18 protein-coding genes are annotated in these 26736 nt (G+C 70.3%); 9 read left to right on the top strand and 9 right to left on the bottom strand.

The features are described 5' to 3' along the window. Positions 1–567 precede the first annotated feature (567 nt). The 7 genes from KBY32_RS35900 to eccCa all read right to left on the bottom strand — a co-directional run bounded on the left by KBY32_RS35900 (position 568) and on the right by eccCa (position 14160). Entirely contained in the window at positions 568–2817 is a 2250-nt protein-coding gene (locus KBY32_RS35900) for an SUKH-4 family immunity protein (RefSeq protein ID WP_210982769.1), read from the bottom strand. A 102-nt stretch (positions 2818–2919) separates the two neighbouring features. Next, positions 2920–5088 (bottom strand): SUKH-4 family immunity protein, encoded by a 2169-nt coding sequence (locus tag KBY32_RS33875; RefSeq protein WP_210982770.1) that lies wholly within the window; start codon positions 5086–5088, stop codon positions 2920–2922. Between the two features lie 626 nt (positions 5089–5714). Beyond that, complete coding sequence (locus tag KBY32_RS33880; protein ID WP_210982771.1) at positions 5715–7046, bottom strand: SUKH-4 family immunity protein; 1332 nt, start codon at positions 7044–7046, stop codon at positions 5715–5717. A gap of 90 nt (positions 7047–7136) precedes the next feature. Continuing rightward, positions 7137–9098 (bottom strand): ATP-binding protein, encoded by a 1962-nt coding sequence (locus tag KBY32_RS33885; protein ID WP_210982772.1) that lies wholly within the window; start codon positions 9096–9098, stop codon positions 7137–7139. A gap of 128 nt (positions 9099–9226) precedes the next feature. Continuing rightward, positions 9227–9547 (bottom strand): DUF397 domain-containing protein, encoded by a 321-nt coding sequence (locus KBY32_RS33890; protein ID WP_055623182.1) that lies wholly within the window; start codon positions 9545–9547, stop codon positions 9227–9229. A 132-nt stretch (positions 9548–9679) separates the two neighbouring features. Next, positions 9680–10066 carry a hypothetical protein gene (locus tag KBY32_RS33895; protein WP_055623181.1) on the bottom strand — a complete coding sequence of 129 codons (387 nt, stop codon included), beginning with the start codon at positions 10064–10066 and terminating at the stop codon, positions 9680–9682. A 149-nt stretch (positions 10067–10215) separates the two neighbouring features. After that, complete coding sequence (eccCa, locus tag KBY32_RS33900) at positions 10216–14160, bottom strand: type VII secretion protein EccCa (protein WP_210982773.1); 3945 nt, start codon at positions 14158–14160, stop codon at positions 10216–10218. A 266-nt stretch (positions 14161–14426) separates the two neighbouring features. Here eccCa and eccD point away from each other — a divergent pair, with 266 nt between their 5' ends. From eccD to KBY32_RS33930, 6 genes are all read left to right on the top strand, one after another. Beyond that, positions 14427–15884: a type VII secretion integral membrane protein EccD gene (gene eccD / locus KBY32_RS33905; RefSeq protein ID WP_108708990.1), complete on the top strand. Its 1458-nt coding sequence runs from the start codon at positions 14427–14429 to the stop codon at positions 15882–15884. A gap of 197 nt (positions 15885–16081) precedes the next feature. Next, the gene (gene rpsO / locus KBY32_RS33910; RefSeq protein ID WP_030046008.1) at positions 16082–16369 is read left to right on the top strand and encodes a 30S ribosomal protein S15; all 288 of its coding nucleotides are present in this window, start codon (positions 16082–16084) and stop codon (positions 16367–16369) included. A 339-nt stretch (positions 16370–16708) separates the two neighbouring features. Beyond that, complete coding sequence (locus tag KBY32_RS33915; protein WP_210982774.1) at positions 16709–18928, top strand: polyribonucleotide nucleotidyltransferase; 2220 nt, start codon at positions 16709–16711, stop codon at positions 18926–18928. Beyond that, positions 18925–20304 (top strand): pitrilysin family protein, encoded by a 1380-nt coding sequence (locus KBY32_RS33920; RefSeq protein ID WP_210982775.1) that lies wholly within the window; start codon positions 18925–18927, stop codon positions 20302–20304. Before KBY32_RS33915 ends, KBY32_RS33920 begins: the two co-directional genes overlap by 4 nt. 29 nt (positions 20305–20333) lie before the next feature. After that, a complete protein-coding gene (gene dapB / locus KBY32_RS33925) occupies positions 20334–21086 on the top strand; it encodes a 4-hydroxy-tetrahydrodipicolinate reductase (RefSeq protein ID WP_210982776.1) in 753 nt (250 codons plus the stop codon). Positions 21087–21099: 13 nt separating this feature from the next. Beyond that, complete coding sequence (locus KBY32_RS33930) at positions 21100–21552, top strand: tetratricopeptide repeat protein (RefSeq protein ID WP_210982777.1); 453 nt, start codon at positions 21100–21102, stop codon at positions 21550–21552. A 59-nt stretch (positions 21553–21611) separates the two neighbouring features. On the opposite strand, the gene KBY32_RS33935 is transcribed toward KBY32_RS33930, so the two are convergent. Continuing rightward, positions 21612–22166, bottom strand: a complete 555-nt coding sequence (locus KBY32_RS33935; RefSeq protein WP_055623175.1) for a hypothetical protein — start codon at positions 22164–22166, stop codon at positions 21612–21614. 91 nt (positions 22167–22257) lie between these two features. Beyond that, positions 22258–22494 (bottom strand): hypothetical protein, encoded by a 237-nt coding sequence (locus KBY32_RS33940; RefSeq protein ID WP_210982778.1) that lies wholly within the window; start codon positions 22492–22494, stop codon positions 22258–22260. Positions 22495–22720: 226 nt separating this feature from the next. Between KBY32_RS33940 and thyX the strand changes: the two genes are divergently transcribed. The 3 genes from thyX (at position 22721) to KBY32_RS33955 (ending at position 26414) form a co-directional block, all read left to right on the top strand. Further along, positions 22721–23461: an FAD-dependent thymidylate synthase gene (thyX, locus tag KBY32_RS33945; protein WP_115508044.1), complete on the top strand. Its 741-nt coding sequence runs from the start codon at positions 22721–22723 to the stop codon at positions 23459–23461. A 214-nt stretch (positions 23462–23675) separates the two neighbouring features. Then, positions 23676–24575: a 4-hydroxy-tetrahydrodipicolinate synthase gene (gene dapA / locus KBY32_RS33950; protein WP_055623172.1), complete on the top strand. Its 900-nt coding sequence runs from the start codon at positions 23676–23678 to the stop codon at positions 24573–24575. A gap of 153 nt (positions 24576–24728) precedes the next feature. Next, positions 24729–26414, top strand: a complete 1686-nt coding sequence (locus tag KBY32_RS33955; protein WP_055623171.1) for a ribonuclease J — start codon at positions 24729–24731, stop codon at positions 26412–26414. Positions 26415–26736: the final 322 nt, after the last annotated feature.

Here is a 26736-nt window from a genome sequence, read left to right on the forward strand (position 1 = left end):
AACTCGTCGGTCTCCGTGACGTGTCCCCAGTTGTGGGTGGCTGCGGCGGCCGGGTCGATGCCTGCGAGGCAGGTTTTTCAACGGGGCGTTTTCCGCGTCGAACACGTCGAGTACGAGGTCGCGGGTGGGGCGGGCCTCTGCGGGGATGTCGCTCCGGAGTGTCCGGGCGTCGCGTTCGTGGGTGAAGCCGATTGGACGGTGCGCGGAGGGGGCGACTGTGACGAGCGGTGACTCCGTGGCGATGGTGTGCAGTTCTGCCTCGTCGAAGTCGGCGCCGAGCACGGAGCACAGGGCCTGCCACTCGCCGAAGCGCACGTGATGCCGCTCCGACAGGGCCAGGGCGTTCAGGGCTGCACGTTCACGGGACGAGAGCGAGCCGGGGGACCACCTGGTGATGCCGTGATCCGGCCCGAGCACGATGGGCTGCGACCGCGGTTTGACGAAGGGCCGTCCAGGTACAGGTAGCCCTCCTTGGGCGAGAGTTGCTCCAGTCGTTCGCGGAGCTGAGCGACGGCTTCCTGCGGGGCGAGGGGAGTATGCAAAGTGGCGTGTCTCTCTACGGTTGGTTCAGATCCATTCCAGCCCGCACGACGCCAGGTCCCACGTGCTGTCCTCGAAGTCGTAGCCCTCGAGGATGAGCGTCCAGGTCTCGGACCGGGCGGCGGTGCCATCGATCTGCTCGCACCACCTGGCGAGGTTTTCCTGAGCGTCCTTGTGGTCGGTGACGTAGGGAAAGTGAGTCCTGCGGAACTCGTCGTAAAGACGGACCATGGCGAAGAACTGGGGAAGGCTGCTGCCGGCGATGGGGTCGGGGGAGCCGCCCGTGGTGTCCCGGAAGAGCCGGCCGGTGCTGCCGTCGAGCAGGAGCCTGGAGTACATCCATGTGCCGAGCTCGTAGAAAGGGCCGCTGCTGGGCGCCTCGCATTTTGCGCGGCGTTGCCGAGGGACGTCGCGTCCCCGGCCGGGCCAGGCCACCTCGACCAGTGGGCTGTCCCCGCGCGCGGTGATGTCGAGGTGGAGGAAGTCGCCGATCTCCGGCAGACCCGTCCGGGTGAGGAAATCCCGTGCTGCGGGGTCCTTGAGGCCGTGGGGAAGCTGTTCCTCGGCGAGGGGGTGACAGGCCCCCGCGCCGAAGGTCTCCTCGAGCCAGCCCCGCATGCCTTCGTCGCGCAAGGCAGCAGCTGCGGACGGGGGTAGCGGCCAGGGGGCGGGGCGGGTGTGTGCGGCGATCAGGGGCCGCTTGGGGTAAGTCGTCTCCCGTGTGGTGCTTGCCGACGGCTCCACGGATACAGCGAAGAGGCCTGCGGTGCCGGCGAGTACCCAGTGCCCGTCGACGTAGAGGCCCTTGATCACGGCCTGGGGGCAGGCGGGCGGGCGAGGGACGGTGTGCGTTTCCAGCTTCCAGCCGTCGTCCGTGTGCTCGGCGAAGGCGACGTCCGGTACCTCGTGACCCTCGGAGCGTCGCGGGCTGCTCCAGGGGAGATGGTCGTCAGACAGGGAGGCGTGGACCTCGACCGGAGCCGCGACAGGGTCCCCGGTCGTCGGGCTCCACTCCTGGCGGAGGTACTTGGACTTCGGGTGAGCGATCTTGCCGGTCGTCACGTCCCGGGCCGTAACAACCGTCGGGCCCGACTCTCCTGTCAGCACGCCGAGTTCGTCGACACGGCCGGCGTCGCCCTCGATGCGACCGAAGATGCCGGATGGGCGCCAGCGCGACCACGTCGTCCGCCACGGCAGCGGGACGCCCGCGGCCAGCAGTCCGTCGGCCAGCTCTGTACGGCCTGAACTGAGCGCGGCGTGGTGGAGCCAGGCGACCCACTCGCCCTGGGATGAGGGGGAGACGCCCTGGATCTCCAGATAGTGCAGCATTGAGGCCACACTTCCGTACGGCACGCCGTCGGGGTACGCGAGGGCGAGGGCCTCACGGAGGGCGCCGACCGAGAAATGGGCCAGTAGCCGCCCGTCGCTGAGGAGTTGAGGGAGGGCGCCGGCCAGCGCGGCGTGCGGGGGGAGGGCCTGAGCGGCGTACTGCCTCACCGGTCCCTGTTCGGACCAGGGCCCCGGCCCGCCGTCGGTCGCCGCGGACACCAGCGCCTCGACGGCGCGGGATTGGGCCGCCGCATCCCAGGGTTGCCTGCGCCGCCATGCATGGAGCAGTGCTTCGGATCGGAAAGCGACGGCTGCATGGCCCTTGTCCTCCAGAACCAGGAGATCCGGGTGCTCCTCCGCGAACTGGAGGAGAGTCGGCACATCCGAAGGCGCCCCGCTCGCGGAGCACAGCAACTGCCAGACGGGAAGAGGCACCTGTCGCAGCTCGGCAGCGGCCAGCGCGCTCAGCCGGCTGGCTGTGGCGGCCTCCGCCTCGGCTGACACGGCGGTCATGGTCGGCACGGGATGGTTGACTTCGTACTCGGCATGTCGAGGAGAAGCCACCAGGTCCAGGTCGTACTCCGCCATGACCCATACCTCACGGCCTTGGAACCGCCTGAATCCCGGAGCCAGGGTCTCCGCGACGCGGGTCGGCTCGGTCGACGTCAGGACCTCGCCCGCGTACTGAACGTTCGCGAGGAGGAGGACACAGGGACGACCGGCAGGGGCCGCACCGCACTCTTCGCGCATGCGCGTGGCCACCGCGTCGGCACTCAGGCCACGGCAGTCGATCAGTGTGGCGCTGGGCCAGCGGTCCCGGACCGCGAGGAGATACGCGCTCTTGCCGCTCTGCGCGGGGCCGAGGACGGAGAACACCCTCCGGTCCCGAGTGGACAGCTCCCGCCAAGCCTCGATACGAGCCCAGTCGTCAGCGTTGATCTCGGGCACTCGGGTGGGTTCCTTCCATGAGCGGCGGGACGGCCGTGACGTTACTGAGGTCCGAGTTGTCGACGTGACCTGGGTGCGCTTTGGTTCCTGAGGCGCGGTCCCTCAGACTCGGTCTCCGAAGTTGTAGTCCTCGAAGACTCTCTGCCACGCCTGTGTCGCGTAAGCCTGGGGATCGATGAGGTTGAGCCAGTGACGTACGTCCGACTCGGTGTCCTCGATCGACCAGTCGGAGGTGAACCACCAGTAGTAGAGACGGACCATGGCGACGAACTGGCTGAGACTGCTACCGGCCAGGGCATCGTCATTCCCCGAAGAACCGTCCAGCAGCACTCGCCCGTCGCGACCGTCGAGGAGCAGGCGCTCGCCTTGCCACCAGCCGAGGAGGAAGTACGTGGAGTGGGCCTCGGCAGCCGGATCATCGACGGGCTCGGCACCGTCGGCAACGGGGTGCAGGCCCGCGCTCGCGAGGCCGGTGGTGTCCAGTTCGAGGAAGCCGGTGACGCAGGGGAAGCCGACCGAGGAGAGGAACTCGCGCGCGCCGATGTCCGAGAGTGCCGACGGCAGCGTCTCCCGCGGGAAGCGCTTGATCGCCGCGGCGTCCCAGACGTCCGTCAGCCAATCGGTGGTGGGGGCCCGGGCCTCGTCCGGCAAGGGTGCCGGAGCGAGAGTCGTGCGGGTGCCCACGAGTCGTTTGAGGAGATCTGCCGGAGCGTCCCGCCCTGCGTCCTGATCGAGCTCGACCACGAACACTCCGTCCGTGGAGGCCAGAGTAAGGTGACGGCCCGAGCGCACGCCTCGGCGGACGTACTCGGGCATGCGTGGCAAATCCACTTCGCCGTCGGCGGCTCCGGCAGGGCGCCATCCGCGGGGCCCCTGGTCCGCCTGCGTCGTGCCCGATGTCTCCGTGGCCTCGTCGGGCTCGGGGCGTGGCGCGCCTGTGGTCAGGTCCCAGGTGCCGATGGGGTCGCGGCGGGTGCGGGCTGTGACCAGGTCACCGTCCGGACCGTGCACGATCCGGAGGCTTCGGACGATCGGGCGGCTGACGAGGGCATGGGTACTGAACGCACCGGCACCTACCCCTTCGGCCCAGAGCGTCCGCCAGGGCAGGGTCACGGGCCCGGCGGCCGCCAGGAGCTGATCGGCGGCCGCCCTCTGCGCTGGCCCGGCTTGCATCAGGGTCAGGTGCCACAGAGCAAGCCACTCACCCTGGGACGATGGCTGAACGCCACGGCGTGCCAGGTAGTGCATGCGGGCCGCGATACCGCCCTGGGGGATGGGCTTGCCATGGAACGCGGCCTCGAACGCCTCGAAGAGCGTTGCGTAACCGACTCTGGTGACTGCCTCGGTGTCCTCCAGCAGTGCCTCGAACTGGTCGGCCGCAGCAGCGTGCCCGGCCAGAGCACGCTCGGCGTACCAGCGCATTTCGTCCGAGGCATCAGCGGCCGACAGGGTGGTGACGACCCTCGTGTGGAAGGACTTGGCCTCCTCGGCGGGCATCTGTACTCGCAACTGCTGGGCCGTCGCCTCCTGCTTGAAGGAGACCAGGGCAGTGCCCGTCCCGTCGTTCGCCCGATGGATCCAGTCCACGACCGCCGCCTCGCCGAGCAGCGCGTCGAGCCGGGACTCCGGAACGTCCTGGCCCAGAGCCGAACAGAGAAGGGACCACACGGTCAGGGGAACGAAACGGTGCTCGGCCACCGCCAGTGCGCGAAGGGCGGCTGACAAAGTCGGATCGTCGTCCGGTGGGGCGGGGGCCGGGATGGGGTCGAAGCCGCCCTCCAACGTCAGTTGCCGTCCGCGCCACTCGGCCACCCTGCCCGGACCGTCGTCGACCTCGACCAGCAAGCGCATCCGCAGGCCTCGCCGATGGTGCTCGATCAGCCCACGTGCCACCTGACCGAGCACACGCTCCGGTTCACGCGAGATACGCAGCCGCCCGGCCCACTGCGTGTTCGCGAGGACGACCACGGGGTCATCGGTGATCTGGTGGGCGACGGTGGCGAAGTTGCCCTTGAACGAGTCCGTGGCCGGGATGCCTAGGGCCGTAGCCAGGTCCCGGGCAACCTCCTCCGCGGACCTGCCGGCGCAGTCGACGTACACCGCCCCCGGATGACGGGCGACGACCTCGCGCAGCAGCGCCGTTCTACCGCTGCCCGCCCGCCCGCCGACCCACATCCAGGCGCTGGTGTCGCGGGGGCGGTCGATCCAGCGGAGCGCGCGGGTCAAGGCGACATCGGCCGTGACGGCGTCCTGGTACGGGGTGGCACTCATGGTGACGGGTCTGTTCTCTCGGTCGGGATCAGGAGAGCATGCTTTTCCGGCTTCCTCGTTCGCGCCGCCTTGGCGTCCGTGTGTCACAGCGACTCCGGGTCGTCCAGGTATCCACCCAGTGCTGCCTGCCGGCTGGATGATGCGGCGGCCTCGGGGTCGACTGCCTTCGCCCACGCCTTCACGCTCCAGTGAGCGTCGTTCTTTTCAGCGCTCCCACGCGGGGAGCCGCTCAAGGGCAGGAGGCGGTACATGCCGATGTCCCGGACCGGTTCTCGCCGTCCCCGGCGAGGCCAGGACGATGTCGTTCCGTCGGGGAGCGGCCATCCAGGTCTGTCGGACGAACGCTCGACGACGAACTGCACCTCAGGCCGGGAGAACTCAGTGTGCGAATCATGCGTCCGCAGAATTTGCTCGCCTCAGCCGAGGTCACGAACTCATCGGCCCGCTGAACGTTGCTCAGCAGTGCCACACCGCCGGTTCGCATGCGCATGACCCCGGGAGGGTCGCCCCACCAGTCGCACACCCGCGCGACCACCTGCTCCGGAGCAAGACGATCCCGTTCCGAGTCCGCACCCGAGACCGACATGGACCCCCCACCCTGCACCATGAACGCAGCCCGCCGACCCTCAGAACAACCCGTGCCACATCTGCTCGATCACCAGCGACCACCACGCGTCCGGGTCCGTCAGCGCCGACGCGTCCACCGCCACCAACTGCTCCTGCAGCGAGGCCACTTCCGCGCCCGCCGCCACCGGGTCCAGGCCCCGCATCCGCTGCCGTGCCGTCGCGAGGAGGGCCAGAGAACGGGCGAACGCGGCCGTCGAGACGTTGACGTAGCGGGCCGTCGCCGTGACCGGGTCCACCGCCCACAGTGCGCCCAGGCCGTCCGGCTGACCGCTGCCGGGCAGGCACTGCACCGCGATGACCGCGACACCGTCGAAGCCGATACGGACCAGGTAGGACAGCGCGGCGATCTTCTCCTCGCCGGCCGGGCTGCGCCGCTCGCGCAGGTTGGTGGAGACGTCCGTGAACAGGCCACCGGCCGGGGGCGCGTCGGGCCGGTCCGCGGTGAAGAAGAGCGGGAGGTCGGCGGGCAGCCCCGCCGAGGTCAGCGTCGACGCGGCGGTCTCCGGCAGCGCGGTGCCCGCGACCTCGTCGGCGGCGTAACGGCGTACGCCCTCCCCGCCGAACACCTCGACCAGATGGCGCCCGAGCTCCTCGTCGGACATCGGCGCGGCCGGCGTCACCTGGGCCGGGACCGGCGCCCGGTGCGGGCGGGGCGGCGGCTGCTGGCCGGCGATCCGGTGCATCGTCTCGACCTGCTCGACCAGCGCCGCGATGCCCTCGGCCCGCGTCTCGGCACGGGCCCCGTACGTCTGCGAGCAGGACAGCTGGGCGTTGCGGAAGGTGTTGAGGAGCTCGGCGGTGTAACCGCCGGGCAGCAGGCTGGGGCGCAGGTCGGTGTGGACGGCCAGCACGCTCTCCGCGGGCACCTCCATGCGCCGCAGCTCGGCCCACGCCTGGTACTCGGCGGGGGGCAGCCCGGGGGCGGAGGTGCGGAAGAGGGTGGTCTCCTCGCCGTTCGCGGGGTCGGTGTACGTGAACACCGCCGTGTTGCCGGGACCCACTACCGGGCGCGCACCGGCAGCTTCGGAGCCACCGGCGGCACTCGCACCCCCATGCTTCTCCCGGTACATCCGCACGACCTCCTCGACCGGCACCGACGGCCAGACCGTCAGTTCGCCGGTACGGCGGTCCACGACGCCGCACGCGTCACCGATCTCGGCGGGCGGCCGCCGCTCCCCGGTCTCCGGGTCGCGCTCGGGCGCCGCGGGTGCCGCCCACACGACCCAGCCCAGGTCGAACTCCTGCATCCGGACCTCGCGGCGCGGCTCCGTCGACCCTTCCGGGTTGAGCCAACGGTCGGCGACGGCGAGCGCCTGCTCCTGGCTGGTCACGGGGAGGCTCCTTCGATGGGTCGATGCTCTGGGGATAGCAGATATGGAAGTAGGGGACGGGGCTGCGTCCGGGGTCGTCGTGTCTGCTGCCTACGAGGCTATCCCCGCGCCCGCCGCCCGGATCCGGAGGGCCTTCGCCCCCCGCTCCGTCGCCACGAGCAGGATGCCGTCGGGGGACAGGTCGGCCGCGGTGAAGGGCGTGTCCGAGATCAGCGCGGCCACCACCTCCTGGTCCGCCCGGTTCCAGACCCGCAGATAGTCCCCGCCACGGCTCAGCCCGAGCGGTGCGGCGGCACGTTCCTCCTCGGACGGGCGGACGATTCGCCCGAGGTCGGCGTCGTCCAGCAGACCCGGCTGCACGAGACCGTGGACCAGCGCCGCCGGTCCGGACTCCCCGCCCTCCGCACCGGCCGCCCCGACGGGCCGTGCACCAGGCGTCCCCGGCGGTACGACCAGCACGGCGACCGGCGTGGCCGCCGCCCCCTCCGTGCCGGGCAGCGTGCCCACCGTCACCGCGCTCACGCCCGCCACCGGCAGGCTCCACAGCGTCTGCCAGGGCAGTTCCAGACCGAGCCGCTCGCGAATGGCCTCGGCGTACTCGGGCAGCCCGTCCTCGACGAACGCCGTCTCCAGGAAGGCGGCCCGCAGCTCGGCGGGCGCCTGCGTGCGGGTCAGCAGAGGAGCCGTCCGCAGATACGTCCGGGCCGGCGCGCCCAGCTGCTCCAGCGGTACGGCCTCGACGGCGGCCCGCAGCGGCACCGGAACGGCGTGCACGAACAGGCCCGGGTCGGTCAGGAGTTGGGGCAGCAGCCCCGCCTCCAGCGTGTGGCCGGCGATGTGGTCGCGGACGTACGGGTCGGCCTTGCCCCAGTCCTGCTCCGGCACGGCCTCCAGCAGGGACATCGCGATCTGCGTCTGGGAGGCGGCGACGTTCGGCAGCCCGGCGCGGATCTCCTCGGCGAGCGCCGGATGCAGCAAGCGCAACAACGTGCGCCCCTCGTCAGCCTCACCCACTCCCTCGGGCCCCGTCTCCTGGGACTCCGGCTGCACGAACGGCCCCGCCAGCAGCATGCCCCCCGCGATCGCCGGACTCATGTCGTGCCCGGTGACGGCGCTCGCCAGCCGGGCCCACAGCTGGACGGGTATCCCCTCCGCCTCGGCCAGCGCCAGCGGCGCCAGCAGCATCCGCAGCGTCTGCGAGTCGGTGCCGAGCCGCCTGGCGTGCAGATCCAGCGCCGCGCCGACCGACGTCGGCAGGAACCGTTCGTCGGCCGGGTCGAAGCCCTCCGGGGCCATCAGGACGCAGTTGACGGCGAGTTGGACGACCAGCGGGCTGCCGGCCCGCCGCCCGATCGCCGCCCCCAGGGCCAGACGCACGGCCGGGTCCACGGTGAACGGCAGCTCCGGCGCGCCGAACTCCGGGTTCAGCGCGGCCTGCGCGAACCGCACCAGCACGTCCGGGTCGGCCCACTCAGGCGCGTCGAGGTCGATGATCTGAGCCGTGCCCGGCGGCAGGCCCTCCGCCAACTCGGCGGCGAGCGGACGCGGCACCTCCGCCATCAGCCGTACGGTCTCCGTGGCGGCCAGCGGGGCCAGCACCTCCCGGACGAGGCGGGCCGGCTCGTCGGCGGCCCGCACCGGGCCCGCCCGGTCGACGTCCGGGACGACGACCGTCACCGGCTCCTCCAGGGCGGCCAGTTCGGCGTACACGCCCTCGACACCGGTGGCCCGGAGCCCGAAGTGGTCGGCGATCAGCCACAGGACCTGGGCGGCGGTCAGCCCCTCGGCGCTCGGCACCGCGGGCGGCGGCAGCTCCGGCGGCACCGTCGACGGGTCCATCGCGTCCAGCGGAAGCCGCTTGCGGTACTCCGGCTCGCACAGCATCAGGAACCCGGTGAGCAGTCGCGAACGCCCGCTGCCCGCGTCCCCGGTGAGCACCACCACGCGCGGAGCTCCCGGCGCCGCCGCCCGCCACGCGGCGAGCGCGCGCAACGCCGCCGTACGGCCGCCTATGTGGGGGTGCGGTGCGTAGTCCTCGGTCGTGCCGGTCATGGATCCCCGTCCTCCGCCGTCGCGGACGCAATCGATACGGCCCCGATCTTAGGCGCCGGAGGGGGGACGAACAGGAGGGCGGGGTCAGACGAGAAGGGGCACCCAGCCGGCGGACCCGACCCGCCCCGCTACTCGCCCGCCACCGCCCCGCCGCCCCCCGGCGCCGGCTCCAGGTCGAACTCGCCGTCCCGTGCGCCCAGGACGAACGCCCGCCACTCCGCCTCGGTGTAGCGCAGCACCGTCCCGGGGTCCAGGGAGGACCGCATCGCCACCGCGCCGTTCGGCAGATACGCGATCTCCACGCGCTCCTCGTCCTGCTCGGTGCCGGGCGCGCAGTGCCACTCGACGCCGGAGATGTCGAGGGCGTACAGCTCGTCCCGCTCCCGATCCTTGCGCGCCTTGGTGTCCTCGGCCTCGGTACCGGCCTCGTTGTTGCGTGCCTCGGTCATGCCGCTGGGCCTCTTCCTGACGTGCGAACGACGTACGGCTCTCACCCTACTGACGCCAGGGGTCCCCCACATGGCGGTCGCGCGGGCGTCCCCCGGGGGAGTGGTCCGGCGCGAAAGGCGCCGGTGCGGAGGTCAGTTCGAGGGCCGTGTGTGCAGCTGTCCCTGCGCCACCCCGGACGGCACCTTCACCTGGCCGTCGTAGTCGGCCATCGTGTCGCGCCAGATGGCGTCCTGGTCGGCCTCGTTCTTCTCGTGGGCCAGGCCCATCTTCGTGAAGGCGACGCCCATCCCGGCGATGCGCTCCGAGAGGCTGGTCATCGACTCGTACATGCCGTCGCGCAGGCCCTCGTAGACGACGCCGAACTTCTCGCCGATGTCGTCGTCGCCCCAGGGCGGGGTGTCGCCCTTCTCCAGCGCGGTCAGGCCGGTCTGGAGCTCCTTCACGGCCTTGGCGAAGTCCACGCCGACGCTGAACATCGTGTAGCCCTCGCTCTTGAGGACCGCGGGATCGGAGTCCATGTAGTCCGATGACACAACTGCCCCCCGTGGCTCGGCATTTCTGTCCCACCGCCACCATAACCGGGGCCCCGGCCACAGACCCAGCCCCCGGGACGCCGGAGGGGCGGCACCCCATCGGGTACCGCCCCACACAAAAGAACCGACAGCGCTCAGAACCGGTTCGGCAGCCACCCCGTCTGGATCAACTGCCCACCCCGCCGGCGCGTATGGAAGTACCCACGCCCCGGCGGCAGCTGCGTCGCCGTGATGCTGCCGAGGAGCGCGCCCTCGGACCGGTCGCCGGACAGGACGACACCCTGGGCGCCGAGCTCCCGCATCCGCTGCATCACCGGCTCGTACAGCGACCGGCTGGCACCGCCCGACGCCCGCGCGATGATCACGCGCAGACCGATGTCCCGGGCGAACGGCAGGTACTCCAGCAGGGGCGCCAGCGGGTTCACGCCGGTCGCCACCAGGTCGTAGTCGTCGACGATGACGAACGCGTCCGGGCTGTTGTACCAGCTGCGGTTGCGCAGCTGCTCGGGCGTGACGTCCGGGCCGGGCATCCGGCGGTGCATCGAGCCGGCCAGGCCCTCCAGCGTCTCCGTCAGGGCCGGCGCCGCCGCGCAGTAGCGCGACAGGTGCGACTCGGGCACGCCCTCCAGGTGGGCGCGCCGGTAGTCACCCATGACGATCTTCGCCTGCTCCGGCGTGTACCGCTCGGTGATCTGCTTGATGAGCAGCCGCAGCATCGCGGACTTGCCGGACTCGCTCTCACCGAACACGATGAACAGCGGGTCGGTCTCGAAGTCGACGAAGACCGGCGACAGCGACGACTCGTCGATGCCGATGGCGACACCGCGGTCCGGGTGCTCGAAGCCCTTGGGCAGCCGGTCCGCCGGCATCATCGTGGGCAGCAGGCGCACCGCCGGGGCGTGGCTGCCCTGCCAGTTCTCGTTGATGCCGCCGATGAGGATGGACGTGGCCTCGGACAGGTCGTCGGTCTCCGAGGAGCCGTCGACACGCGGCAGACCCGCCATGAAGTGCAGCTTGTCCTGGGTGAGACCGCGGCCGGGCACGGTCGCCGGGACGTTCTGCGCGACCTTGCGGTCGATCTCGGACTCGGTCGGGTCGCCGAGCCGCAGCTCGATGCGGTTCTGGAGCATGTCCTTCAGCGCGGGCCGGACCTCGGTGTAGCGGCTGGCGGTGAGGACGACGTGGACGCCGAAGCCGAGGCCGCGCGTGGCGATCTCGGTGACGGACGCCTCAAGCTGCTCGTAGTCCGTCTTGAACGTGGCCCAGCCGTCGATGACCAGGAACACGTCGCCCCAGGGCTGGTCGGGCAGCTGGCCCGACGCCCGGCGCTGACGGAACGTGGCGATCGAGTCGACGTTGTGGGCGCGGAAGAACTCCTCGCGGGCGTTGAGGATGCCCTCGACCTCGCTGACCGTACGGCGCACCTTCTCGGCATCCAGACGGTTGGCGACGCCGCCGACGTGCGCCAGGTCCTCCATCGAGATCAGACCGCCACCGCCGAAGTCCAGGCAGTAGAACTGCACTTCGGACGGTGTGTGGGTGAGCGCGAACGACGAGATCAGCGTGCGCAGCAGCGTCGACTTGCCGGACTGCGGGCCACCCACGAACAGACCGTGACCGGCACCGCCGGAGAAGTCCCGGTACAGCACGTCACGCCGCTGCTCGAACGGCTTGTCGACGAGGCCGACGGGCACGTTGAGCCGGCCGAGGGCCGTGTAGTCGGGCGCGGTCAGACCGCGGTCCTGGGTGACGGCAAGCTGCGGGAGCAGCTGCTCCAGCGACGGCGCCTCCTCCAGCGGGGGAAGCCACACCTGGTGGGCGGGCGGACCCTGGTTGATCATGCGGCTGACGAGGACGTCGAGGACGGTGTCGGCGAGCGCGTCGTCGACCCGGTTGTCGGGCTCCGGCTCCTCGACCACCGGCTGCGGCGGCAGCGCCACCTGCTCGGCGGTGAACAGCGCGGGCCGCAGCTGCGTCGAACGGCTCACCCGGGACGGGCCCTCGCCGTGGTACGGCCCCGACACGTACGCGGCCTTGAAGCGGACCATGGTGTCGGTGTCGTAGCGCAGATAGCCCGAGCCGGGGATCGACGGCAGGTGGTAGGCGTCCGGCACACCGATCGCCGTACGGGACTCGGCGGCGGAGAACGTCCGCAGACCGATCCGGTACGACAGATAGGTGTCCAGGCCGCGCAGCTTGCCCTCCTCCAGGCGCTGGGACGCCAGGAGCAGGTGGATGCCCAGCGACCGGCCGATACGGCCGATCTGGATGAACATGTCGATGAAGTCGGGCTTGGCGGTGAGGAGTTCGGAGAACTCGTCGAGCACGATCACCAGCGAGGCCATCGGCTCGAGGGCGGCGCCCGCGGCCCGCGCCTTCTCGTAGTCGTGCAGGTTGGCGTAGTTGCCCGCCGAACGCAGCAGCTCCTGGCGGCGCTGCGTCTCACCCATGATCGAGTCGCGCATGCGGTCGACCAGGGTGAGGTCGTCGGCCAGGTTGGTGATGACGGCCGCGGTGTGCGGCATGTCCGCCATACCGGCGAAGGTGGCGCCACCCTTGAAGTCCGCGAGGATGAAGTTCAGCGTCTCCGAGGAGTGCGTCACCGCGAGACCGAGCACCAGGGTGCGCAGCACCTCGGACTTACCGGAACCGGTGGCGCCGACGCACAGGCCGTGCGGGCCCATGCCCTCCTGGGAGGCCTCCTTGAGGTCCAGCATGACCGGCTCGCCGTTCTCGCCGACACCGATCGGCACCCGCAGCCGCTCGTGCAGCGTGCGCGGCCGCCAGGTGCGGGAGACGTCGACCGTGCCGGCGTCGCCGATGCCCATCAGGTCGGTGAAGTCCAGGTTGGACAGAAGGGGCTCGCCCTCCTCCGCCGAGCCGACCCGGAACGGGGCGAGCTGACGCGCCAGGGACTCGGCCTGCGCCACGTTGAGGATGTCGGGCCTGCCGGTGTACGCCGACTCGTGGCCGACGAACAGCCGCATCCGCTCCGGCTTCACATACGCCGTGAGGCCGGCCCGCAGCTCCTCCTCCAGCTCACCGGGGGCGATCTCCAGGAAGGTGACACCCTGCAGACCCTCGCTGCTGGCCAGCTCGGAGTCCGGGGGCACGGTGCCGCCGTCCAGGATCACGATGAGGTGCGGCTGGTCGTAGACCGGGTTCGCCTCGCGGTTCCAGCGCGGCCGGTCGTCCAACTGGTCGGCCAGCGCCTCCTCCAGCTCACCGAGGTCGTCGAAGAGGAGCCGGGCCGAGCCCGCGCCGTCCTTCGCCTTCGGGTGCTGGCTGTGCGGCAGCCACTTGATCCAGTCCCACTCCGCCGCCGAGGACGGATGCGCCACGACGGCGATCATCATGTCCTCGGGCGAGTGCAGCGTCGCCAACTGGGCCAGGACCGCGCGGGCGTTGCCGTAGACCGTCTCGGTCTCACCGCAGACCGTCACGTGGTAGAAGGCGCGCAGCGACACCGCGACCGGAAGGTCGGACAGGCTGCCGTGCGCGTCGAGGAACGCCTTCATGGCCGCCGCCGTCAGCGGCTCCAGCTCCTCCTTCGGCGCCGTCTCGGGCGCCACCAGCGGGGTGTTGAGCTGCTGGACACCGCGGCCGATGCGCACGGAGGCGAAGTCGCCGTCCGTCGGGCGCCGTTCCCACAGACGCCGGCTGTCGGCCGCCACCGCCCACAGCTGCTCCGGGTCCGGATGCTGGAACAGCTGGCTCTGCCGCTGGAGTTCGGCTGTCTTGTGCACGTCCTTGCGGACCTGCTCCAGATAGCGGAAGTAGTCACGCCGGTCCTGTGCCATGCCCGCGCCGCCGCCCTGCCGCGACTTGGCGAACTGGGCTATGGCCATGGCCACCGTCGAGGCCAGCATCAGACCACCGACCACCCTCATGTACGAGGGCAGGTTGGGCATGAAGAAGAAGCCGACCGAACCCAGCATGCCCATCATGGGCAGCAGGTTCATCAGCATGCTCTCGTCGCCCTCGCGCGGAATCTCGGGCGGCGTCTCGAGTTTGACCTCGCCGTCCGGGACGGCCGGGGGCACTGTCCGCGGTGGTCGTTTGATGATGACGACGCTCACCGATGCACTCATCCTTCGCGATTGATACGTCCTGGCATTGACGCCCCCGTGTACCGCGACGTTCTGTTCGCGTAGGCGTCGTTCGCGTAGGCGTCGATCCTACTGATGCGCGCCGGACCCCCGGGAGCCAGGAGGATGGAGATGCGGCGCAGGTCCTGGGAGGAATGCGGGAGGTGCCCCCTGAGGCGGGTGCCACAACGGATAGGGTGGCCAACCGCGTCGTACGAGCGACGCGAAGAAGCCTTGTCTAGCAGGGGGAACACCAGGTGAGCACGGGGACTTCGACAGGTTTCTGCCGAATCACCATCGCAGCACCGGACAGCCGTGTCGACGTCGCGCTGCCCGAGGACCTGCCGATCCAGGACCTCTTTCCCGAGATCGTGAGGCTCTCGGGCCTGGTCCAGGCGGACGCCGGCCCGTCGGGTTACCACCTCGTGACCCGCGAGGGCCAGGTGCTCGACGCCAGCCGTTCGTTGCTGGAGCACCGGGTCAGGGACGGTGAGGTGCTGCTGCTGCGCACCTTCGCGGACTCGCTGCCGCCGGCCGTGCACGACGACGTGGTCGACGCCATCGCCGCCGCGGTCAAGCAGGACCTGCGCAGCTGGAACGACAACCTGATGCGGCTCGCCGGTCTCGTCGCCGGGTCCCTGCTGCTGGTCATGCTCGGCTTCGTGTTCTGGTTCGCCGACCCGGTCCGGCACGACATGCACGGACTGCAGGGCATCCTCGCCGGCGTCACCGCGATCGCCCTGACCGCCCTCGCCGGCGTCCGGGCGCGTGTGTACGACGACCGGGGCTCCGCCGTCGCCCTCGGCATCTCGGCACTGCCGCACGCGCTGATCGCCGGATCCGGCGCCATCCCGCAGGACGCGGGGGAGGGCCCCGGACGCATCCAGTTCCTGGTCGGCTGTGTCGCCGTCCTCCTGGTCTCCGTCGTCCTGATCATGCTGCTGCCACAGGGCGACGCCCCGTTCGTGGCCGCCGCCCTCGCCTCCGCGATCGGCACGCTCGCCGTCTTCTGCGGGGTGCTCACCGAGGCCGAGCCGCGTGAGATCGCCGCCGGCACCGCCGTCGTCGCCCTGGCCGTCGTCGGCTTCCTGCCCGGCTGGTCCGCCCGCTTCGCCAAGCTCCCCATCGGCTTCCGCAACCCCGAGGACCTGGCCCGCGCCCGCCGCGAGGGCCGCGACGGCGACCTGGAGGCCGTCGACGTCCAGCGCATCGTCGCCCAGACCAGCCGCGGCCACGAGCTGCTGCTCGGCCTGGTCGGCGGCTGCGCCGCGGTCATCGTCGGCTCGGCCGGCGCCGTGCTCGGCTTCAGCGCCAGCGGCTGGGCCCAGCTGCTCGCCCTGTGCACCGGCCTGGCCGCCATGCTGCGCGCCCGGCTCTTCCGCTACACCGCACAGGTGACCTGCCTGTTCGTGGCCGGCATCGTCACCCTCGCCCTGCTGGTCCTCGGCCTCGCGATCTCCCCGCCGGCCGACATCATCATGGATCTGCTCCAGGGCAACTCCGGACCGGTCGACGTGCGCACCCTGTGGCTCGGCGCCTCCGTCGGCGCCGGCGTGCTGCTGCTCATCGCGATCGCCCTGATCGTCCCGCAGAAGGGGCTGTCCCCCTTCTGGGGCCGCATGCTGGACCTCGCGGACTCGCTGGTGCTGCTGTCCCTGGTGCCGATCTGCCTGGCCGTCCTCGACGTGTACGCCGAGGTCCGCGGCGGATTCTGACGCCGTTCCCACCGGGGCGGCCCCCGTCCGGGGGTGCGCTCCGGTGCTGGTACGCTGTGTGACGGCCGTTTGTGTACGCGCCCCCGGTCCACCTGGGGGCTGCGCCCAGCGGATCCCCGCCTCCCGAGTCACGGAAGCTCCCCTGAGATGCAGACCAGGGGCACTCGGTGGCAACAGAAGACACCCAAGGAGTACGCGTGCCGCTCGACGCCGCTACGAAGAAGCAGATCATCAGCGAGTTCGGCCAGAAGGAGGGCGACACCGGCTCCCCCGAGGTCCAGGTCGCCATGCTCTCCCGTCGGATCTCCGACCTGACCGAGCACCTCAAGACGCACAAGCACGACCACCACTCCCGTCGTGGTCTGCTGATCCTGGTCGGTCAGCGTCGCCGCCTCCTGCAGTACCTGGCCAAGAAGGACATCCAGCGCTTCCGTACGCTGGTCGACCGCCTCGGCATCCGCCGCGGTGCGGCGGGCGCCAAGTAAGACGCCATGAGGGGAGCGGTTCCCGTGAATCGGGGGCCGCTCCCTTTGCCGTACGTGCGGGAAACCGCCCGTACGTGCGGAAACATGCGGACTGTCACTCACGCTTTGTAGTGTGGTAGCACAACGCATGACGTGGAACACGGAACGATGTGGTCCACAGCACGAGGAGAAGCGCGCCTAGCCGCCGCCGGTCCTCGGTAGTGGCCCCCGGGGGGAAGCGATCCCCGGGTGCTTCGATCGAAGACCGGCCCGCACCGCACGGAGCGCTTCTCCGCCACCGTCCCCCTGCCACACGGGCAGCCGGCGGACGAAAGACGACAAGTAACGGAGAAAACGCTAGTGGAGAACGAGACCCACTACGCCGAGGCCGTCATCGACAACGGCTCCTTCGGCACCCGCACCATCCGCTTCGAGACGGGCCGACTGGCCAAGCAGGCCGCCGGTTCCGCCGTGGCGTACCTGGACGACGACACCATGGTGCTGTCGGCCACCACCGCCTCCAAGAACCCCAAGGACCAGCTCGACTTCTTCCCCCTCACGGTGGACGTCGAGGAGCGGATGTACGCGGCCGGCAAGATCCCCGGCAGCTTCTTCCGCCGTGAGGGCCGTCCCTCCGAGGACGCCATCCTCACCTGCCGCCTGATCGACCGCCCGCTGCGCCCCTCCTTCAAGAAGGGCCTGCGCAACGAGATCCAGGTCGTCGCCACGATCATGGCGCTCAACCCCGACCACCTGTACGACGTCGTGGCGATCAACGCCGCGTCCGCGTCGACGCAGCTGGCCGGTCTGCCCTTCTCCGGCCCGATCGGCGGCGTCCGCGTCGCGCTGATCAACGGCCAGTGGGTCGCGTTCCCCACGCACACCGAGCTCGAGGACGCCGTCTTCGACATGGTCGTCGCGGGCCGCACCCTGGAGGACGGCGACGTCGCGATCATGATGGTCGAGGCCGAGGCCACCGACAAGACCATCCAGCTGGTCAAGGGCGGCGCCGAGGCGCCGACCGAGGAGGTCGTCGCGGCCGGTCTGGAAGCCGCGAAGCCCTTCATCAAGGTCCTGTGCAAGGCCCAGGCCGACCTCGCCGCCAAGGCCGCCAAGCCGACCGGCGATTTCCCGATCTTCCTGGACTACCAGGACGACGTCCTCGAGGCCCTCACCGCCGCCGTGAAGCCGGAGCTCGCCTCCGCGCTGACCATCGCCGGCAAGCAGGAGCGCGAGGCCGAGCTGGACCGCGTCAAGGCGCTCGCCGCCGAGAAGCTCCTCCCGGAGTTCGAGGGCCGCGAGAAGGAGATCTCCGCCGCGTACCGCTCGCTGACCAAGACCCTGGTCCGTGAGCGCGTCATCAAGGAGAAGAAGCGCATCGACGGCCGCGGCGTCACGGACATCCGTACGCTCGCCGCCGAGGTCGAGGCCATCCCGCGCGTGCACGGCTCCGCGGTGTTCGAGCGTGGCGAGACCCAGATCCTGGGCGTCACCACCCTCAACATGCTCCGCATGGAGCAGCAGCTGGACACCCTCTCCCCGGTGACCCGCAAGCGCTACATGCACAACTACAACTTCCCGCCGTACTCCACCGGCGAGACCGGCCGCGTCGGCTCCCCGAAGCGCCGCGAGATCGGTCACGGCGCCCTCGCCGAGCGCGCCCTGATCCCGGTCCTGCCGACCCGCGAGGAGTTCCCCTACGCGATCCGCCAGGTCTCCGAGGCGCTGAGCTCCAACGGCTCGACGTCCATGGGCTCGGTCTGCGCCTCCACCATGTCGCTGCTGAACGCCGGTGTGCCGCTGAAGGCCCCCGTCGCCGGTATCGCCATGGGTCTGATCTCCCAGGAGATCGAGGGCGAGACGCACTACGTCACCCTCACCGACATCCTCGGTGCGGAGGACGCCTTCGGCGACATGGACTTCAAGGTCGCCGGCACCAAGGAGTTCGTGACCGCCCTCCAGCTCGACACCAAGCTGGACGGCATCCCGGCCTCCGTCCTGGCCGCCGCTCTGAAGCAGGCCCGTGACGCCCGCCTCCACATCCTCGACGTGATGATGGAAGCGATCGACACGCCGGACGAGATGTCCCCGAACGCGCCGCGGATCATCACCGTGAAGATCCCCGTCGACAAGATCGGTGAGGTCATCGGCCCCAAGGGCAAGATGATCAACCAGATCCAGGAGGACACCGGCGCCGAGATCACGATCGAGGACGACGGCACCATCTACATCGGTGCCGCCGACGGCCCGGCCGCCGAGGCCGCCCGCGCCACGATCAACGGCATCGCCAACCCGACCATGCCGGAGGTCGGCGAGCGCTACCTGGGCACCGTCGTGAAGACGACGACCTTCGGCGCGTTCATCTCGCTGCTGCCCGGCAAGGACGGTCTGCTGCACATCTCGCAGATCCGCAAGCTCGCCGGCGGCAAGCGCGTGGAGAACGTCGAGGACGTCGTCGGCGTGGGCCAGAAGGTCCAGGTCGAGATCGCCGAGATCGACTCCCGCGGCAAGCTCTCCCTCATCCCCGTGATCGAGGGCGAAGAGGACTCCGCCGACAAGAAGGACGACGCCGACAAGTGACGTCGATCAGCTCCACGGCGACGGCCCGCACCTCCTCGGAGGCGCGGGCCGTCGCCCGTACCCAAACCCTCATCAAGGGCCGCGACGGCATCGGCACGGTCCGCAAGACCACCCTCCCCGGCGGCCTGCGCATCGTCACCGAGACCCTGCCCTCGGTCCGCTCCGCGACCTTCGGCATCTGGGCCCACGTCGGCTCCCGCGACGAGACGCCCACGCTGAACGGCGCCACGCACTATCTGGAACACCTGCTGTTCAAGGGCACCGACCGCAGGTCCGCCCTGGACATCTCGGCCGCGATCGACGCGGTCGGCGGCGAGATGAACGCCTTCACGGCGAAGGAGTACACGTGCTACTACGCACGCGTGCTCGACGCCGACCTGCCGCTCGCCATCGACGTCGTCTGCGACATGCTGACGGGCTCGCTGATCCGTGAGGAGGACGTCGACGTCGAGCGCGGCGCCATCCTCGAAGAGATCGCGATGACCGAGGACGACCCGGGCGACTGTGTGCACGACCTGTTCGCGCACACCATGTTCGGCGACAACCCCCTCGGCCGCCCCGTCCTCGGCACCGTCGACACCGTCAACGCGCTCACCGCGGACCGCATACGGCGCTTCTACAAGAAGCACTACGACCCGACACACCTGGTCGTGGCCGCCGCGGGCAACGTCGACCACCAGAAGGTCGTCCGGCAGGTCCGTGCCGCGTTCGAGAAGGCGGGCGCCTTCAAGGACCCGGCCGCCACCCCCGTCGCCCCGCGCGACGGACGGCGGTCCATCCGGGCGGCCGGCCGCGTCGAACTGGTCGGCCGCAAGACCGAGCAGGCCCATGTCGTCCTCGGGATGCCCGGCCTGGCCCGCACCGACGAGCGCCGCTGGGCGCTCGGCGTCCTCAACACCGCCCTCGGCGGCGGCATGTCCTCCCGTCTCTTCCAGGAGGTCCGCGAGAAGCGCGGCCTGGCCTACAGCGTGTACTCGTACACCTCCGGCTTCGCCGACTGCGGACTGTTCGGGGTGTACGCGGGCTGCCGGCCCTCACAGGTCCACGACGTGCTGAAGATCTGCCGGGACGAGCTCGACCAGGTCGCCGAGCACGGTCTGTCCGACGACGAGATCGACCGCGCCATCGGCCAGCTCCGCGGCTCCACGGTCCTCGGCCTGGAGGACACGGGCGCGCTGATGAACCGTATCGGCAAGAGCGAGCTGTGCTGGGGCGAGCAGATGTCCGTCGACGACATGCTGTCCCACATCGCGGCCGTGACCCCCGATGACGTGCGCGCGGTCGCCCGCGACATCCTGGGCGTACGGCCCTCGCTGTCGGTCATCGGCCCGCTGAAGGACAAGCAGGCGGCCCGGCTGCACGACGCCGTCGCCTGACCATCCCCCGGTTGAAGGAAGCACAGAAGATGAGCAAGCTGCGCGTGGCGGTCCTCGGCGCCAAGGGCCGGATCGGCTCCGAGGCGGTACGGGCGGTCGAGGCCGCCGAGGACATGGAGCTGGTCGCCGCCCTGAGCCGGGGCGACAAGCTGGAGACCCTGGCGGAGACCGGCGCCGAGGTGGCCGTCGAACTCACCACGCCGGACTCGGTGATGGCCAACCTGGAGTACTGCGTCGGCCACGGCATCCACGCCGTCGTCGGCACGACCGGCTGGACCGACGAACGCCTCGCGCGGCTGCGGGGCTGGCTCGACGCCTCCCCGACGACGGGCGTGCTCATCGCGCCGAACTTCTCCATCGGCGCCGTCCTGACGATGAAGTTCGCGCAGATCGCCGCGCCCTACTTCGAGTCCGTCGAGGTCGTCGAGCTGCACCACCCGAAGAAGGTCGACGCCCCCTCAGGCACCGCCACGCGCACCGCACAGCTCATCGCCGAGGCGCGCCGGGCCGCCGGCACCGCACCGCCTCCGGACGCCACGGAGACCGCCCTGGACGGCGCCCGCGGCGCCGGCGTCGACGGCGTCCCGGTCCACTCGGTCCGGCTGCGCGGCCTGCTCGCCCACCAGGAGGTCCTCCTCGGCGCCGAGGGCGAGACCCTCACCGTCCGCCACGACTCCCTGCACCACAGCAGCTTCATGCCGGGCATCCTGCTCGGCGCGCGGCGGGTGGTGACCACTCCGGGCCTCACGTTCGGCCTGGAGCACTTCCTGGACCTGAGCTGACACGAGACACCTGATGCGCGCGAAGATCTCCTACGCCGTGACGGCCGCCGTCCTGGTCGTCTACTTCGTCCTGGTCGGCAGCCGGGGCGTCATGCTCATCCAGTCCGGCACCGTCGTCACCGTCACCTTCGGGGTGGCCGTGCTGATCCTGCCGGTCATCGGCGTGTGGTTCCTGTGGAAGAACACCCAGTTCGTCCGCCGGGCCAACGCGCTGGCCGCCGAGCTCGACGCCGAGGGCGGCCTGCCCCGCGACGAGCTGCGGCGCACCCCCAGCGGCCGTATCGACCGCGACTCCGCCGACGAGGTCTTCGCCCGGCGCAAGGCCGAGACCGAGGCCGCGCCCGAGGACTGGCGCAGCTGGTTCCGCCTCGCCGTCGCCTACCACGACGCCCGCGACACCCCGCGGGCCCGCAAGGCCATGCAGCGCGCCATCGCCCTGCACGACGGCAGGACCGTCGACGCCTGACCCGCATACGTGAGGGGCCGGTCCAGCACCCTGGACCGGCCCCTCACACATGTCACCGCTCAGCCGCGCGCGTTCTCCGCGGCCCACGCCTCGACGGCGTCGGTGGCCCGGTCGAACGCGGCGGGACGGGCCAGGAAGTCCGCGTTGTGCGTGGTCATCAGCACCGGCAGCTCATCGCCCGCACGCCCCCGGCGTACGAGCAGCAGCGCCTGCCCCTGCACGGTCCGGGGCAGCCCCAGCCACCGCACCGGCTGCTGCACCGTCCGCACGGCCGCGACCTGCTGCCAGGGCACCGTACGCGTGACGAGGAACCGGGCGTGGCGCAGCCCGTGGGCGCTCACCCACACACCCAGGCGCAGCAGACGCAGCGCCCCGGCGATGATGACCAGCGCGATCCCGAACACGGTCGCGGCCGCGCTCAGCGTGCCGGTCAGGGCGATGATGACCGCGGCGAACAGCACGTAGGAGGCGAGGAGCAGCCACAACGCGGCCGCGCCCACCCGCCACGGCCCGGGACGGTAGGGCCGCCGCCAGCGCTCGTGGTCCTCGAAGGGCAGCGTGACGTCGTCGGCTGCCTCGAACGCGCGGTCGGCCGTCAGGAAGGGCAGGGGCACGGCTGGTCCTCACTCAATCCATGCATGGGCTGTGACCGGTGAGGCTACCGAGACGTGAGACCACTCACCACCCTCGGGGGTCCGAAGGGGTTCAGCGCCCGTCGGACGCCTGCGACTGCGAGGTGCCGGCGTCGGTGTCGGTCGACAGGGCCGGCGTACCGATCACCAGCGAGCCGACGAGACCGGCGACGATGGTGAGACCGAGGAGCGCGCGCCCGGCCAGCCGGCCGAGGGAGAGCCGCTCACGGGGCGGGGGAGTGACATTGCTGCGGAACCGGTCGGCTTCGGCGACGAAGGCGAAGGGAACGGGCTCGCGCCGGCGGGACATGGGGACGTCGTCTCCTCTGGGGTTCGTAAGGGTGTCGGTGAGGGGGTTCACGGGGGGTGACCCGTCATGAGGACAGACGATCGAACGCCCCAATCGGTGCCCGGTTTCACCGAATTCACAGAAATTCGCCGTCGTATGTCGCGACCCGGCACCGATCGCCCCGTTGTCAGTGCCGGGCCGTAGAGTGGGCGCCGCCCGAAGCCGTGAAGGAAGGACCTCCCGAGCCGTGACCGACACCCCCGCCGCCGACCTCAAACCCAGCTTCCGCAGCGATGTCAGCGTGGAGCTGGTCAAGCACAGCGCGGCCGACTCCGACGTGCTGTGGGCCGCCCGTGTCTCCACCGCCGGCGAGCAGTCCCTGGACGAGCTGAAGAAGGACCCGGAGCGCTCCCGGGGCCTGATCAACTACCTGATGCGGGACCGGCACGGCAGCCCCTTCGAGCACAACTCGATGACCTTCTTCATCAGCGCCCCGATCTTCGTGTTCCGCGAGTTCATGCGCCACCGCGTGGGCTGGTCGTACAACGAGGAGAGCGGTCGCTACAGGGAGCTCCAGCCCGTCTTCTACGTCCCCGACGAGTCCCGCAAGCTCGTGCAGGAGGGCCGCCCCGGCAAGTACGTCTTCGTGGAGGGCACCCAGGCCCAGCAGGAGCTTGTCGGCCGCGTCATGGAGGACTCCTACCGGCAGGCGTACGAGGCGTACCAGGAGATGCTCGCCGCCGGCGTGGCCCGCGAGGTCGCCCGCGCCGTCCTCCCAGTCGGCCTGTTCTCCTCGATGTACGCCACGTGCAACGCCCGCTCGCTGATGCACTTCCTCGGCCTGCGCACCCAGCACGAGCTGGCGAAGGTCCCGTCCTTCCCGCAGCGCGAGATCGAGATGGTGGGGGAGCGCATGGAGGCCGAGTGGGCCAAGCTCATGCCGCTCACGTACGCCGCCTTCAACGCCAACGGCCGGGTGGCGCCCTGACCCGACCGCCCCGCGGCGGCCGGCACGGCACCAGGGGCGTCAGCCTCGCGAAGTGTCCGTATTGCGGCATTTAGAGAAGTTCATCTAGCCTGATCAAACGGACCCGGCACTGCTTGAACCCCCGAGCAGGCAGTGCCGGGCTCCTTATTTGTCCTGACTTTGCCGCACCCCCCGAGGGCAGACCCGGCCGTGCACAACGAGTAGCGTGTAACCCATGGCTCCGACCTCGACTCCGCAGACCCCCTTCGGGCGGGTCCTCACCGCCATGATCACGCCCTTCACGGCGGACGGCGTACTCGATCTCGACGGCGCGCAGCGGCTCGCCACGCACCTGGTGGACGCAGGCAATGACGGCCTGATCATCAACGGCACCACCGGCGAGTCGCCCACCACCAGCAACGCGGAGAAAAAGGATCTCGTACGCGCCGTGCTGGAGGCCGTCGGCGACCGGGCCCACGTGGTGGCCGGGGTCGGCACCAACGACACGCGGCACAGCCTGGAGCTCGCCCACGACGCGGAGCAGGTGGGCGCACACGGCCTGCTGGTCGTCACGCCGTACTACAACAAGCCCCCGCAGGAGGGCCTGTACCGGCACTTCAAGGCCATCGCCGACAGCACCGGCCTGCCCGTGATGCTCTACGACATCCCCGGCCGCAGCGGCGTCCCGATCAGCACCGAGACGATCGTCCGGCTCGCCGAGCACCCGCGCATCGTGGCCAACAAGGACGCCAAGGGCGACCTCGGCCGCGCCAGCTGGACCATCGCCCGCTCCGGCCTCGCCTGGTACTCCGGCGACGACATGCTGAACCTGCCGCTGCTCTCCGTCGGCGCCGTCGGCTTCGTCTCTGTCGTCGGCCATCTCGTGACCCCGGACCTGCGCGCGCTCATCGAGGCGTACACCTCCGGCGACGTCCAGAAGGCCACGGAGATCCACCAGAAGCTGCTCCCGGTCTACACCGGCATGTTCCGCACCCAGGGCGTCATGACGACCAAGGCGGCGCTCGCCCTCCAGGGGCTCCCCGCCGGACCCCTGCGCGCCCCCATGGTGGAGTGCTCCCCCGAGGAGATCGAGCAGCTCAAGATCGATCTTGCCGCGGGCGGGGTACAGCTCTAAACACAGACTTCGCGCGCGAGCCGCGCACCTGACTTCACAACTGAATAAGCAGGCCACCGGTGCCTGCGCCCCACAACGACAACTGCTTCTGCACGAACGTCATGCGCGCCACGTGCCCAACCGGTACGTGGCGCGTGTGGTGAGGAGAGTCTTTTGAGTCATCCGCACCCTGAACTGGGCCCGCCCCCGCCGCTTGCCGACGGTGGGCTGAGGGTCACCCCGCTCGGCGGCCTCGGCGAGATCGGCCGGAACATGACCGTCTTCGAGTACGGCGGCCGCCTGCTGATCGTCGACTGCGGAGTGCTCTTCCCCGAGGAGGAGCAGCCCGGAATCGACCTGATCCTGCCGGACTTCTCGTCCATCAGGAACCGCCTCGACGACATCGAGGGCATCGTCCTCACCCATGGTCACGAGGACCACATCGGGGGTGTGCCCTTCCTGCTGCGCGAGAAGCCGGACATCCCGCTGATCGGCTCCAAGCTGACCCTGGCACTGATCGAGGCCAAGCTCCAGGAGCACCGGATCCGCCCGTACACCCTGGAGGTGTCCGAGGGAAACCGGGAGCGCATCGGCCCCTTCGACTGCGAGTTCGTCGCGGTCAACCACTCCATCCCGGACGCCCTCGCCGTGGCCATCCGCACGCCCGCGGGCATGGTGGTCCACACGGGCGACTTCAAGATGGACCAGCTTCCGCTGGACAACCGCCTGACCGACCTGCACGCCTTCGCGCGTCTGAGCGAAGAGGGCATCGACCTTCTTCTCTCCGACTCCACGAACGCGGAAGTGCCGGGCTTCACCCCGCACGAGCGGGACATCTCCAACGTCCTGCGCCAGGTCTTCGCCGGTGCCCGCAAGCGCGTGATCGTGGCCAGCTTCGCCAGCCACGTCCACCGCATCCAGCAGATCCTGGACGCGGCCCACGAGTACGGCCGCCGGGTCGCCTTCGTCGGCCGCTCGATGGTCCGCAACATGGGCATCGCCCGCGACCTCGGCTACCTCAAGGTCCCGCCGGGCCTGGTCGTCGACGTCAAGACGCTCGACGACCTCCCGGACAGCGAGGTCGTCCTGGTCTGCACGGGCTCCCAGGGCGAACCGATGGCCGCCCTGTCCCGGATGGCCAACCGCGACCACCAGATCCGCATCGTCCAGGGCGACACGGTGATCCTGGCGTCGTCGCTCATCCCGGGCAACGAGAACGCGGTCTACCGCGTGATCAACGGCCTGACCCGTTGGGGCGCCAACGTCGTCCACAAGGGCAACGCCAAGGTCCATGTCTCGGGCCACGCCTCGGCCGGCGAGCTGCTGTACTTCTACAACATCTGCCGCCCGAAGAACCTGATGCCGGTCCACGGCGAGTGGCGCCATCTGCGCGCCAACGCCGAACTGGGTGCCCTGACCGGCGTCCCGCACGACCGGATCGTCATCGCCGAGGACGGCGTCGTCGTCGACCTCGTCGAGGGCAAGGCGAAGATCGCGGGCAAGGTCCAGGCCGGATACGTCTACGTCGACGGCCTCTCCGTCGGTGACGTGGGTGAGCCGGCCCTGAAGGACCGCAAGATCCTCGGCGACGAGGGCATCATCTCGGTCTTCCTGGTGGTGGACTCCTCCACCGGCAAGATCACGGGTGGCCCGCACATCCAGGCCCGCGGCTCCGGCATCGAGGACTCGGCCTTCGCGGACGTCATCCCGAGGATCACCGAGACGCTGGAACGCTCGGCACAGGACGGTGTGGTCGAACCGCACCAGCTGCAGCAACTGGTGCGCCGGACCCTCGGCAAGTGGGTCTCTGACACCTACCGCCGCCGGCCGATGATCCTGCCGGTGGTCGTGGAGGTCTGACGACCCGTCGGCCCACGGCCGTGTGCTTCAGGAGCGGGGCGCCTCGATTTGCATCGGGGCGCCCCGCTCCAGTACGTTTACGGCTCCGCCCGAGGGGAACCCGGCCACTTCATGTGCCCGGACCGCCCCGCAGGGGGCGGGAAATCCGACTCAGAACTTCTGATAAAGTCGGAACCGCCGGAAAGGGAAACGCGAAAGCGGGAACCTGGAAAGCACCGAGGAAATCGGATCGGAAAGATCTGATAGAGTCGGAAACGCAAGACCGAAGGGAAGCGCCCGGAGGAAAGCCCGAGAGGGTGAGTACAAAGGAAGCGTCCGTTCC

This window comes from Streptomyces sp. RK62 (assembly GCF_018070255.1).
GTDB classification, from domain to species: Bacteria; Actinomycetota; Actinomycetes; order Streptomycetales; family Streptomycetaceae; genus Streptomyces; species Streptomyces nigra.

Excerpts from the sequence above, each read along its gene's own strand:
- dapA (WP_055623172.1), top strand. The coding sequence starts at position 23,676 with ATGGCTCCGACCTCGACTCCGCAGACCCCCTTCGGGCGGGTCCTCACC.
- dapB (WP_210982776.1), top strand. The coding sequence starts at position 20,334 with ATGAGCAAGCTGCGCGTGGCGGTCCTCGGCGCCAAGGGCCGGATCGGC.
- KBY32_RS33895 (WP_055623181.1), bottom strand. The coding sequence starts at position 10,066 with ATGGACTCCGATCCCGCGGTCCTCAAGAGCGAGGGCTACACGATGTTC.
- KBY32_RS33875 (WP_210982770.1), bottom strand. The coding sequence starts at position 5,088 with ATGAGTGCCACCCCGTACCAGGACGCCGTCACGGCCGATGTCGCCTTG.
- KBY32_RS33890 (WP_055623182.1), bottom strand. The coding sequence starts at position 9,547 with ATGACCGAGGCACGCAACAACGAGGCCGGTACCGAGGCCGAGGACACC.
- KBY32_RS33940 (WP_210982778.1), bottom strand. The coding sequence starts at position 22,494 with ATGTCCCGCCGGCGCGAGCCCGTTCCCTTCGCCTTCGTCGCCGAAGCC.
- KBY32_RS33930 (WP_210982777.1), top strand. The coding sequence starts at position 21,100 with ATGCGCGCGAAGATCTCCTACGCCGTGACGGCCGCCGTCCTGGTCGTC.
- KBY32_RS33885 (WP_210982772.1), bottom strand. The coding sequence starts at position 9,098 with ATGACCGGCACGACCGAGGACTACGCACCGCACCCCCACATAGGCGGC.